Source organism: Streptomyces sp. NPDC043861 (assembly GCF_056435905.1).
Window position 1 is genome coordinate 673,293 of the sequence record NZ_JBWKDP010000003.1, and the last position, 11,464, is coordinate 684,756.

The following is an 11,464-nucleotide window of genomic DNA, read 5'->3' on the forward strand; positions in this document are numbered from 1 at the left end:
CCGCGGTGCCGTGCCGACCGTGTCGCGGTGCCGCGCCGACCGTGTCGCGGTGCCGTCCTGCTGTGCGGCTACAGTCGGCTCCATGACCAAGTGGGAATACGCGACCGTGCCCCTTCTCGTGCACGCGACCAAGCAGATCCTGGACACCTGGGGCGAGGACGGCTGGGAGCTCGTCCAGGTCGTCCCCGGGCCGAACAACCCCGAGCAGCTCGTGGCCTACCTGAAGCGGGAGAAGGCCTGATGACCGCAGTGAGCGCCGTGGAGGCGAAGCTCGCCGAACTCGGCCTGACGCTGCCGGAGGTCGTGCCGCCGCTGGCCGCCTACCAGCCGGCCGTGCAGTCCGGCCCGTACGTCTACACCTCGGGCCAGCTCCCGATGGTGGAGGGCAAGCTTCCGGTCACCGGCAAGGTCGGTGCCGAAGTGACCGCCGAGGAGGCCAAGAAGCTGGCCGCCACGTGCGCATTGAACGCGCTGGCCGCCGTGAAGTCGATCGCCGGTGACCTGGACCGTGTGGCCCGTGTGGTCAAGGTTGTCGGTTTCGTCGCGTCGGCGTCCGACTTCACCGGTCAGCCGGGCGTCATCAACGGCGCCAGCGAGCTGCTCGGTGCGGTGCTCGGCGACAAGGGCGTGCACGCACGCAGCGCGGTGGGCGTGGCGGTGCTGCCCCTCGACGCGCCGGTCGAGATCGAGATCCAGGTGGAGCTCGTCCAGAGCTGACGAAGCGCCGGTCCGGCGAGGTTGCGATGCACCGTGCCGGACTCCGCGAGCCGGTGAACCTTTTCCGGCCGGCGGGCCATCGGCGCCGGCCGCTCGTCGGCATGCCGTCCGTCTCCACGGCGGACACCGGACGGCCCGGGCGGATGCGAGGGGTGGCCGAGACCCACGGGGCCTCGGCCACCCCTCGAACATCCACGCGTGAACGCATAGCATCCGCCCATGTCCAATGGTCAGTGGTACCCACCCGAATGGCCCGAGCGGATCCGGGCGCTCGCCGCCGGTGAACTCACCGCCGTCACCCCCAGGCGGGCGGCGACCGTCATGCTGCTCAAGGACACACCAGAGGGCGTGCATGTGCACATGCTGCGCCGCCGAGCCTCCATGGCGTTCGCCGGGGGCGCGTACGTCTATCCGGGCGGTGGCGTGGACGAGCGGGACTCCCGTCCGGTCCGCTGGGCGGGACCGTCACTGACCGAGTGGACGCGGCGTCTCGGGGTCGAGGACGAGGCGTCCGCGCAGGCCATCGTCTGCGCGGCGGTCCGCGAGACGTACGAGGAGGCGGGCGTTCTGCTCGCCGGCGAGACCCCGGACTCCGTGGTCGGTGACACCACCGGCGACGACTGGGAGGCGGACCGGGCGGCCCTGGTCGATCGGGGGCTCGGCTTCGCCGAGTTCCTGGACCGCCGCGGACTGGTGCTGCGCTCGGATCTGCTGGGTGCATGGGCCCGCTGGATCACCCCGGAGTTCGAGCCGCGGCGCTTCGACACCTGGTTCTTCGTCGCGGCCCTCCCCGAGGGCCAGCGGACCAGGAACGCCTCGACGGAGGCCGACCGCACGGTCTGGATCAGACCGGCGGAGGCCGCCGCCGGGTACGACAAGGGCGAGCTGCTGATGATGCCGCCCACGATCGCCACGCTTCGGGTGCTCGGGAGATACGGCGCCGCCGCGGAGGCTCTTGCGGGGGCCGCCGAGCAGGATCTCGCTCCGATCCTCGCTCAGGCACGCTTGGAGGAGGGCGAGCTGATCCTCAGCTGGCCCGGCCACGACGAGTTCACCAAGCACATTCCGACGGGACCGACGGGAGACCCACGATGAGCGATGCCGCGGCCCTTCCCGGCCAGCCGCGCGACGCGGTCGTCTCCGGTCCGGCGACGGCGCGGGCGGTCAACGTGCTGGCCCCCAATGCGTCCGCGATGACCCTGGACGGGACCAACACCTGGATCCTTTCCGAGCCGGATTCCGAGCTCGCGGTCGTCATCGACCCCGGTCCACTGGACGACATACACCTGCAGAACGTCGTCGCGACCGCCGAGAAGGCGGGAAAACGGATCGCCCTGACGCTGCTCACGCACGGGCACCCCGACCACGCGGAAGGGGCCGGCCGTTTCGCCGAGCTGACCGGCACCAAGGTGCGCGCCCTCGACCCGGCACTGCGTCTCGGGGACGAGGGGCTCGCGGCGGGTGACACGATCCGGTTGGGTGGCCTCGAGCTGGTGGTCGTCCCCACACCGGGCCACACCGCCGACTCGCTCTGCTTCCATCTGCCCGCCGACCGGGCCGTGCTGACCGGCGACACGATCCTCGGCCGTGGCACGACGGTCGTCGCCCATCCCGACGGCCGCCTCGGCGACTATCTCGACTCGTTGCGCCGGCTGCGCTCGCTGACCGTCGACGACGGGGTCCAGCTGGTGCTCCCCGGCCATGGTCCGGTTCTGGAGGACGCTCAGGGCGCCGTCGAGTTCTATCTCGCCCACCGCGCCAACCGCCTCGCCCAGGTCGAGACGGCGGTCGAGAGCGGCCGTGGCACGGCGGCCGAAGTGGTGGCCCATGTGTACGCCGATGTGGACAGGTCCCTGTGGCCCGCGGCCGAGCTCTCGGTGCAGGCCCAGCTGGAGTATCTGCGGGAACACGGACTGATCTGAGGGTCGTCCCGCCGGGCCCGGGACCCGGGCGCCACCCCGGCTCCCGACCGCGCCCCCCTGTGCTTTACGCTCCGCTTACTTTCGGCCTTGCGTATGCGTTCGTCCTGGGGGGAACCCGTGCTCGTCCTGTCCATCCTGCTCGTCGTCGCCGCTGTGGTGATGTACTTCGTCGCCCGCGGCGGTGAACGCCGCGGTCTCAAGATCGGAGCGGCGGGCGCCCTGATCGCAGGTCTGTTCATGGGCATAGCCAGCATGGTCTACGTCGTGAGCGCGTACGAGGTGGGCGTGCCGGTCGCCTTCGGCAAGGTCGGCTCGCCCATGACCTCCGGTATGCACGTCAAGTCGCCCTTCACGAACGTCACGACGTTCTCGACCCGCCCGGTCGACCTCAACCTCTCCGACAAGGACGTGGTCGAGGTGCGTTCCAGCCAGGGCGGTGTGATGTACGCGGAGGTCACGGTCAAGTGGGCGGTGACCCCGTCCAAGGCGGTGGAGCTCTACAAGCTCGCGGGCAGCGAGGACGCCATCCAGCAGCGACTGGTCTACCCGGACAGCAGGGAGATCGTCCGCAATGTCTTCGCCCGCTACACGAGCGAGCAGGGCTATGCCTCGGCCCGCGAGAAGATCAACACCGAGATCGGTGAGCTGGTCAAGGAGCGCCTGGCTCCGCGCGGTATCGATGTCACCGCGGTCAACCTGCGCAATGTGAAGCCGTCGGACCGTCTCCAGGACCAGATCGACCGCAAGATCCAGCAGCAGCAGGCCACGGAACGGGCGACCGAGGCGGCGCGTACGGCGACGGCCGAGGCCGAGCGGCGCCGGATCGAGGCGGAGGGCATCGCCAAGGCGAACAGGATCCTCAACGATTCGCTGACGGACAAGGTCCTGATGAACCAGTGCATCGACGCCTACAAGGACGCCTCGGCGAAGAACCCGGTGTACGCGGTCCCGTGCGGCGGCGGCAGCGGGAACCCGCTGATCGTGGACGGCACGAAGAACTGACGCGGGAGTCGCACGCCGTGCGCCCGTACGGCGCCTGAGGAGATGAAGGGCCGCCCCGGGATCGTCCGGGGCGGCCCTTCACATCGACGACTCACACGTACGTCTCAGTGCATACGTCTCAGCGCGAGCGCTTGGCGAGGCGCTCCACGTCCAGCAGGATCACGGCACGCGCCTCGAGGCGCAGCCAGCCGCGCTGGGCGAAGTCGGCGAGCGCCTTGTTGACGGTCTCGCGGGAGGCGCCGACGAGCTGGGCCAGCTCCTCCTGGGTCAGGTCGTGGACGACATGGATGCCCTCCTCCGACTGCACGCCGAAGCGCCGCGACAGGTCGAGAAGCGCGCGGGCGACGCGGCCCGGGACGTCGGAGAAGACCAGGTCGGACATCTGGTCGTTGGTCTTGCGGAGCCGACGGGCGACGGCACGCAGCAAGGCGGTGGCCACCTCGGGGCGTGCGTTCAGCCAGGGCTGCAGATCGCCGTGGCCGAGGCCGAGGAGCTTGACCTCCGTGAGGGCGGACGCCGTGGCCGTGCGCGGGCCCGGGTCGAACAGGGACAGCTCGCCGATCAGCTCGCCGGGGCCGAGCACCGCCAGCATGTTCTCGCGGCCGTCGGGGGAGGTGCGATGCAGCTTGACCTTGCCCTCGGTGACCACGTAGAGGCGGTCGCCGGGGTCGCCCTCGTGGAAGAGCGCGTCGCCGCGGGCAAGCGTCACTTCACTCATCGAGGCGCGGAGCTCCGCGGCCTGCTCGTCATCGAGCGCCGCGAAGAGCGGGGCGCGCCGCAGAACGTCGTCCACGAGTTCTCTCCTTGTCGACCTGCTCAGGGGACGGTGGTCCCCATGATGCCGCACAGAAAAACAGTGCGATCGATCACAAGGGTCCAACACAAGTTTGACGCACCGGCGTGTCCGGTTGTGCGCCAGGGGTGGATTCGGGTGGCGATCGGCAGGGCCCGGGGCAGATGTCGGTGGCGGCCCTTAGGCTGGCCGGGTGTCCAATTCGCCGGTGAGAGCGCAGGCCAAGGGGGCCGGAAGAGTGTCAGGGCAGCAGGATTCCGCTGTGGGCGAACAGGTTCCACCAATGCCGACAAAATCTGCAAAAGGGGTGAAAAGGAAGGTCTCCCGAGCTTCGTCGAGCTCGTCCGCCGCGCCGGACCCTGCCAAGGACACCGAGTCCGGCAAGCCGGCCGAGGCTGCGGGAGCCACGGCTGCCGACGCTTCTGAGTCGAAGGCCGCCAGGCCCGCCAGGACGAAGCCCGCGAACGCCGCCAAGGCCGCGGCGAAGCCGGAATCACGGCTCGCGATGGTGCGCCGCGCCCGCCGGATCAACCGAGAGCTGGCCGAGGTCTTCCCGTACGCCCATCCCGAGCTCGACTTCCAGAACCCCTTCCAGCTGCTCGTGGCCACGGTTCTGTCCGCCCAGACCACCGATCTGCGGGTCAATCAGACGACCCCTGCCCTCTTCGCGAAGTACCCGGCGCCCGAGGACATGGCCGCGGCCGTCCCGGAGGAACTGGAGGAGGTCATCAGGCCCACCGGCTTCTTCCGGGCCAAGGCGAAGTCCCTGATCGGCCTCTCCACGGCCCTCAGGGACAACTTCGGCGGCGAGGTCCCCGGCCGGCTCGAGGACCTGGTCACGCTCCCCGGGGTGGGCCGCAAGACGGCCTTCGTCGTGCTCGGCAATGCGTTCGGCGTGCCCGGGATCACCGTCGACACGCACTTCATGCGGCTGGCCCGGCGCTGGAAGTGGACGGAGCAGGACGACCCGGTCAAGATCGAGGCCGAGATCGCCGCGATCTTCCCCAAGAACGAGTGGACGATGCTCTCCCACCGTGTGATCTTCCACGGCCGCCGTATCTGTCACGCCCGCAAGCCCGCCTGCGGCGCCTGCCCCATCACCCATCTGTGCCCGGCGTACGGCGAGGGCGAGACGGACCCCGAGAAGGCGAAGAAACTCCTGAAGTACGAGATGGGCGGCTACCCGGGCCAACGGCTGAACCCCCCGGCGGACTATCCCGGCAAGCCCGCTCCTCCCCTGGGGGCCTCATGACCGCGCGGCGGTCGCGGACATCCGGGGAAGGCTGGAACGATCCCGGTCGCCACACGCGTTGCACACGACGGGGGTGCCCATGACACGCACGGATGAGATGAACGACGGCGAGCTGGTCGTGACGAGCGACGGCCTGCCCGACTGGCTGGTGCCGGTGGACCGGGCCGCGAGGACCATCGCCCCGGAACAGCTCAGCCGGTTCCTGCCGCCGGAGGGCGGTGGCGGCCGGCAGTCCGCCGTGCTGATCCTCTTCGGGGAAGGCCCCCAAGGCCCCGAGCTGCTGCTCATGGAGCGTGCCGGCAGCCTCCGCTCACACGCCGGCCAGCCGTCCTTCCCCGGTGGCGCCCTCGACCCCGAGGACGGCGACCCGGCCACCAGCGGCCCGCTCCGGGCCGCCCTCCGGGAGGCCCGGGAGGAGACCGGGCTCGACCCCTCGGGCGTCCAGATCTTCGGGGTGCTGCCCCGCCTCTACATCCCCGTGAGCAGCTTCGTCGTGACACCCGTACTCGGCTGGTGGCGGGACCGCAGCCCGGTCGTGGCCGTCGACCCTGCCGAGACCGCCCGGGTCTTCACGGTTCCCGTGGCGGATCTCACGAACCCGGCGAATCGTGCGACAACCGTTCATCCGAGCGGTCACCGAGGCCCCGCATTTCTGGTCGCATCGGCTCTGGTCTGGGGTTTTACCGCCGGAGTGATCGACCGTCTCCTTCACTTCGCCGGCTGGGAGCACCCCTGGGACCGGGGGAAGCAGGTCCCGCTCGACTGGCGGTCATGAGACCGTTGCCCTCATGGTCACTCCGGGGCCGCACCCCCGGGACTCCCCACCTTTCCCGGGACGAACCCCTGGCCGGACGGAGCGCCGGACGATGAATCTGCGAGGCTGACGACGGTGAACGTGCTGGACATCCTGCTGCTGGCAGCCGCTGTGTGGTTCGCGATCGTCGGGTACCGCCAGGGCTTCGTCGTCGGCATCCTGTCGGTGATCGGCTTTCTCGGCGGCGGACTCATCGCCGTCTATCTGCTCCCGGTGCTCTGGGACCAGCTGACCGACGAGGCCGAGGTCTCCACGACAGCCGCAGTGGTCGCGATCGTGATCGTGATCGTCTTCGCCTCCGTCGGCCAGGCCTTCACCACCCACCTCGGCAGCAAACTCCGCCGCTACATCACGTGGTCGCCTGCTCGCGCACTGGACGCCACGGGCGGCGCCCTGGTCAACGTCGTCGCGATGCTGCTCGTCGCCTGGCTGATCGGCTCCGCCCTCGCCGGCACCTCACTGCCGACGCTCGGCAAGGAGGTCCGGAACTCCAAGGTCCTCCTCGGCGTCTCCCGCGTGATGCCCGCCCAGGCGTCCACCTGGACGACCGACTTCTCCTCGGTGCTCGCGCAGAACGGCTTCCCCCAGGTCTTCAGCCCCTTTGCCAACGAGCCCATCACCGAGGTCCGCGCTCCCGACCCGGCGCTCGTCAACAGCCCGGTGGCGGCGGCCGCCCAGCGGTCCATCGTCAAGGTCGTCGGCACCGCACCGAGCTGCAACAAGGTTCTCGAAGGCACCGGCTTCGTCTTCTCCCAGCGCCGGGTCATGACCAATGCCCATGTCGTCGGAGGAGTCGACGAGCCGACCGTCCAGATAGGGGGAGAGGGCAAGCGGTACGACGCCAAGGTCGTCCTCTACGACTGGCAGCGCGACATCGCCGTCCTGGACGTCCCGGACCTCAAGGCCCCGGCGCTCCGGTTCACGGGCACCGACGCCCGCACCGGCGACAGCGCGATCGTCGCAGGCTTCCCGGAGAACGGTTCGTACGACGTGCGTTCCGCACGCGTCCGCGGCCGGATAGACGCCAACGGTCCCGACATCTACCGCCGCGGAGAGGTGCGTCGCGACGTCTACTCACTGTTCGCGACGGTGCGCCAGGGCAACTCGGGCGGTCCGCTGCTCACCGCTGACGGCGAGGTGTACGGAGTGATCTTCGCCCGGTCGCTCGACGACGCCAGCACCGGCTATGCGCTGACCGCTGACGAGATCCGCGACGACATCGAGTTCGGTGCCACGGCCAATCAGCAGGTCGACAGCCAGGGCTGCGCCCTGTGACGCCGTTGGCCCTGTGACGCCGTAAGGAGTGTCCGCCGGACGCCGCCGGACGCCGACGGTCGGCGTCCGGCGGACCTCGTCGGGTGCGCCGTCGGCGCCGTCAGCCGCGGGGATGGCGCAGCCGCGCCGAGACCCAGCGGGCCCGGCGGCGGAGGATACGGGGAATCCCGAGCCGGGGATGGCCCTGTGTCTGCGGGCCGCCCCTCTCGTAGCTGATCGGCGCGGAGGCCGAGCGGGAGTTGCCTGCTGTGTCACCGTAGTCGTGCGTCCAGCCCATACCCCGACGTGTGCCCGTGCCCCAAGGTCGGTAACCGCATCGGGGCCCGCCAATTGGCCTATGCGCCAGGCAATGCCCGTTCGTCGTACGCCCGTTCGGTGCCACACGTGTCATCGACCCGACACGCCGGTCCGGTTACGCCGTGCGGGGGGTACCGCGGGGCGCAACGGGTGAGGTCACCGGTCGGGTTCGGGATCCTTGAGCCAGTTGATGAGCTCCGTGGAGAAGGCCACCGGATCCTCCTCATGGGGGAAGTGACCGAGCCCGTCGAAGAGGCGCCAGCGGTACGGCGCTTCGACGTACTCGCCCGAGCCCGCCGCGCTGCGGGTGCGCATCGCCGGGTCGAGGGAGCCGTGCAGATGGAGCGTCGGCACGCGTACCGGACGCTTCATCCGACGGTTGAACTGGATGCCGTCCGGACGGGCCATCGAACGCACCATCCACCGGTAAGGCTCGATCGAGCAGTGCGCGGTCGACGGAATGCACATCGCCCGCCGGTACACCTCGACCGCGTCGTCCTCCGGCGGTCGCGGCCCCGACCAGTCCCGGATGAGCGTGCCCACGAGCGCGGCGTCGTCCGCGACGAGCTGACGCTCCGGCAGCCACGGCCGCTGGAAGCCCCAGACGTAGGAGCCGGCACGGCTCTGTGCGTAGTCACCGAGCATCGACGAGCGCCAGCGGCGTGGATGCGGCATCGAGGAGACCGCGAGCCGGCGCACCAGCTTGGGGCGCATCACGGCGGCGGTCCAGGCGAGATAGCCGCCCAGGTCATGGCCGACGAGTGCTGCGTCGGGCTCACCGAGGGACCGCACGACGCCGGTGATGTCGAGGGCGAGATTCGCGGGGTCGTAACCCCGCGGCGTACGGTCGCTGCCGCCCACTCCCCGCAGATCCATCGCCACCGCCCGGAACCCGGCGTCGGCGAGGGCCGTCAGCTGATGCCGCCATGTCCACCAGAACTGCGGAAAGCCGTGCAGCAGCAGCACCAGCGGCCCGTCGCCCAGCTCCGCGATATGGAAGCGCGCACCGTTGGCCGCCACGTCGCGATGGGTCCAGGGACCATCGATCCGTACCGGGCCGCCAGTGCCCGCGCCGTTGCCGTTTCCGGTGCCGCCGGAGCTCGTATCAGGGACCGTCATGCAGATGAGCGTGCCACAACGACGGCCGAGTCCTGGTCCTGACGGGGGTGCGGTTTGACGTTCCCCAGCACGGCTGCGGTCTGCTTGGCCGAGGCCATCGACCTCTCCGGCGGCTTGACCTTCTTGAACTTCGTCATGGCGAGCAGCGCCGCCAGCCCTGCCACCAGGAGAAAGGCCACACCCACGATCAGGAAGGACCAGGCCAGCCCGAGACCGAGATTGTGGATCCCGTACGCCGCCGCGAAGCTCAGCACCGGCAGCGAGAACAGCGCGAGTACGCCCGCGATGGTCAGCGATGCCCCGCCCGTCACTCCGCGCTTGACGTCCTGCCGGATCTCCGCCTTGGCCAGGGCGATCTCGTCGTGCACCAGTGCGGACATCTCGGCCGTCGCCGTGGCGACCAGCTGGCCGAGGGTGCGGTCCGGGCCGATCAACCGGACCGGACCGACCGTGTCACCTGCTGCTTCGACGGCGCGGGCGGCAGTCGCCGACCGCTTGCCGGGGTCGCTCATCGCTGACTCCCTCATCATGTCTGCTTCGGATCCGTTGTCAGATCATGCCGGACGGTGGCTGTCGTCGCGCGATGCCCCCGCCACTTCGGCCCTGCGCCGGTGCTCCGCGGCCTTCTCCTCGTGGATCGCGGCCATCCGCAGGTGGTACTCCGGATTGTCCTGCTCGTACACGTCGGGAATGCCGTCGTGGTCCTCGTCGCGCTCCTCCTCCTCGCACAGTGCCTGGTACTTGCGTACCCGCAGCTTCAGAAGCACAGCCGCGACCACGGCGGCGATGAGCGAGCCCATGAGCACCGAGGCCTTGACCTCGTCCGTCAGTGCGGCGTTCCCGGCGAAGGCCAGCTCGCCGATGAGGAGGGAGACCGTGAAGCCGATGCCGGCGAGCGATGCCACGGCGAAGACGTCGGGCCAGGCCAGATCCTCGTTGAGCTCGGCTCTGGTGAACCGGGCTGCGAGCCAGGTGCCGCCGAATACGCCGACGGTCTTGCCGACCACCAGTCCGAGGACGACACCGATGGGCTCGGGCCTGCTGAAGACCTGGTGAAGGGCGTCGCCCGACACGCTCACACCGGCGGAGAACAGGGCGAACAGCGGTACGGCGAGTCCGGCCGAGAGGGGCCGTACGAGGTGCTCGATGTGCTCACCGGGGGAGTGCGTTTCGCCCTCGCGCCGGGTGCAGCGCAGCATCAGGCCCATGGCGACACCGGCGATGGTCGCGTGGACGCCGCTGTTGTACATCAGGCCCCAGACGACGAGGGCGAGGGGAACGTAGATGTACCAGCCACGTACGCCCTTGCGCAGCAGCAGCCAGAACACGCCGAGCCCGACGACCGCGCCGCCGAGCGCGGCGAAGTTGAGATCGCTGGTGAAGAAGATCGCGATGATCAGGATCGCGAAGAGATCGTCCACGACGGCGAGGGTGAGCAGAAAGGCTCTTATCGCGGACGGCAGCGAGGTGCCGATGACCGCGAGCACCGCGAGTGCAAAGGCGATGTCGGTGGCGGTGGGCACCGCCCAGCCGTCCAGGGAGCCGCCGCCCGTGACGTTGACGAGGGTATAGACGACAGCGGGGACGGCCATGCCGCAGACCGCTGCGACGACCGGCAGGGCCGCGGCCTTGCGGTCGCGCAGTTCACCGGCGACCAGCTCACGCTTGAGTTCGATACCGGCGACGAAGAAGAAGACGGCGAGCAGCCCGTCGGCGGCCCAGTGTTCCACGGACAGGTCCAGGCCGAGTGCGGCCGGGCCCAGGTGGAAGTCGCTCACGGTCTTGTAGCTCGCGCTCACGGGACTGTTCGCCCAGATGATCGCGACGACTGCGGCGAGAAGCAGCAGGACGCCGCCGACCGTCTCCGTGCGCAGTGCGTCCCCGACGAACGTCCGCTCGGGGAGGGAGAGACGTCCGAGGAACTTGTGGGGAGTGCGGCTGGGCGCTGCCACGAGCGGGGACCTCCGGTGTGATGGGCATGGCTGAGCACATGCCGACCAGACTTCCCGGCGCACCTAGGTCTTCGTGTGGCGGTTCTCTTGTTGCGCTGTTGATGCGGTCATTACTTTACCTAAGAACGTAGCCGGGTGACCAAGGTGCATCCGATGATCTTCACATTAAGCGCAAAAGGGGCACCCGGCTCGTTGCTGCCGGGTGCCCCGTGCCGTACGTGGACCTGGGGTCAGTCGTTGGGGGGTGTGGTGGGGAGTTTGGATTGGATGAGGTTCATGACGGAGGTGTCGGTGAGGGTGGTGATGTCGCCGAGTTGGCGG

General features: G+C 69.6%; 13 protein-coding genes. 8 read left to right on the forward strand and 5 right to left on the reverse strand.

Going from position 1 to position 11,464, the window contains the following annotated elements; all coding sequences use genetic code 11:
- Window positions 1–82 precede the first annotated feature (82 nt).
- The 5 genes from AC068D_RS10700 (at window position 83) to AC068D_RS10720 (ending at window position 3,641) form a co-directional block, all read left to right on the forward strand.
- Window positions 83–241, forward strand: a complete 159-nt coding sequence (locus AC068D_RS10700; RefSeq protein WP_003967454.1) for a Sp36 family protein — start codon at window positions 83–85, stop codon at window positions 239–241.
- An 8-nt stretch (window positions 242–249) separates the two neighbouring features.
- The gene (locus tag AC068D_RS10705) at window positions 250–717 is read left to right on the forward strand and encodes a RidA family protein (RefSeq protein ID WP_478822631.1); all 468 of its coding nucleotides are present in this window, start codon (window positions 250–252) and stop codon (window positions 715–717) included.
- A gap of 219 nt (window positions 718–936) precedes the next feature.
- Window positions 937–1,812 (forward strand): NUDIX hydrolase, encoded by an 876-nt coding sequence (locus AC068D_RS10710; protein WP_478822582.1) that lies wholly within the window; start codon window positions 937–939, stop codon window positions 1,810–1,812.
- Window positions 1,809–2,639 carry an MBL fold metallo-hydrolase gene (locus AC068D_RS10715; protein WP_478822583.1) on the forward strand — a complete coding sequence of 277 codons (831 nt, stop codon included), beginning with the start codon at window positions 1,809–1,811 and terminating at the stop codon, window positions 2,637–2,639. Before AC068D_RS10710 ends, AC068D_RS10715 begins: the two co-directional genes overlap by 4 nt.
- 117 nt (window positions 2,640–2,756) lie before the next feature.
- A complete protein-coding gene (locus tag AC068D_RS10720) occupies window positions 2,757–3,641 on the forward strand; it encodes a prohibitin family protein (protein ID WP_478822632.1) in 885 nt (294 codons plus the stop codon).
- A 118-nt stretch (window positions 3,642–3,759) separates the two neighbouring features.
- Here the strand turns inward: AC068D_RS10720 and AC068D_RS10725 are convergent, their stop codons facing one another.
- Window positions 3,760–4,434, reverse strand: coding sequence for a Crp/Fnr family transcriptional regulator (locus AC068D_RS10725; protein WP_108150862.1), 675 nt, complete (start codon window positions 4,432–4,434; stop codon window positions 3,760–3,762).
- Window positions 4,435–4,717: 283 nt separating this feature from the next.
- Here AC068D_RS10725 and nth point away from each other — a divergent pair, with 283 nt between their 5' ends.
- The 3 genes from nth (at window position 4,718) to AC068D_RS10740 (ending at window position 7,775) form a co-directional block, all read left to right on the forward strand.
- The gene (gene nth / locus AC068D_RS10730) at window positions 4,718–5,686 is read left to right on the forward strand and encodes an endonuclease III (protein ID WP_478822584.1); all 969 of its coding nucleotides are present in this window, start codon (window positions 4,718–4,720) and stop codon (window positions 5,684–5,686) included.
- Between the two features lie 79 nt (window positions 5,687–5,765).
- Complete coding sequence (locus tag AC068D_RS10735) at window positions 5,766–6,461, forward strand: NUDIX hydrolase (protein ID WP_478822585.1); 696 nt, start codon at window positions 5,766–5,768, stop codon at window positions 6,459–6,461.
- 114 nt (window positions 6,462–6,575) lie between these two features.
- Window positions 6,576–7,775, forward strand: a complete 1,200-nt coding sequence (locus AC068D_RS10740; RefSeq protein ID WP_478822586.1) for a MarP family serine protease — start codon at window positions 6,576–6,578, stop codon at window positions 7,773–7,775.
- 100 nt (window positions 7,776–7,875) lie between these two features.
- Here AC068D_RS10740 and AC068D_RS10745 read toward each other — a convergent pair whose 3' ends face one another.
- The 4 genes from AC068D_RS10745 to nhaA form a co-directional block, all read right to left on the reverse strand.
- Complete coding sequence (locus AC068D_RS10745; RefSeq protein WP_478822587.1) at window positions 7,876–8,052, reverse strand: hypothetical protein; 177 nt, start codon at window positions 8,050–8,052, stop codon at window positions 7,876–7,878.
- A gap of 176 nt (window positions 8,053–8,228) precedes the next feature.
- A complete protein-coding gene (locus AC068D_RS10750) occupies window positions 8,229–9,191 on the reverse strand; it encodes an alpha/beta fold hydrolase (RefSeq protein ID WP_478822588.1) in 963 nt (320 codons plus the stop codon).
- Window positions 9,188–9,703 carry a phage holin family protein gene (locus AC068D_RS10755; protein ID WP_478822589.1) on the reverse strand — a complete coding sequence of 172 codons (516 nt, stop codon included), beginning with the start codon at window positions 9,701–9,703 and terminating at the stop codon, window positions 9,188–9,190. Before AC068D_RS10755 ends, AC068D_RS10750 begins: the two co-directional genes overlap by 4 nt.
- Window positions 9,704–9,745: 42 nt before the next feature.
- The gene (gene nhaA, locus AC068D_RS10760; protein ID WP_478822590.1) at window positions 9,746–11,143 is read right to left on the reverse strand and encodes a Na+/H+ antiporter NhaA; all 1,398 of its coding nucleotides are present in this window, start codon (window positions 11,141–11,143) and stop codon (window positions 9,746–9,748) included.
- Between the last annotated feature and the right edge of the window lie 321 nt (window positions 11,144–11,464).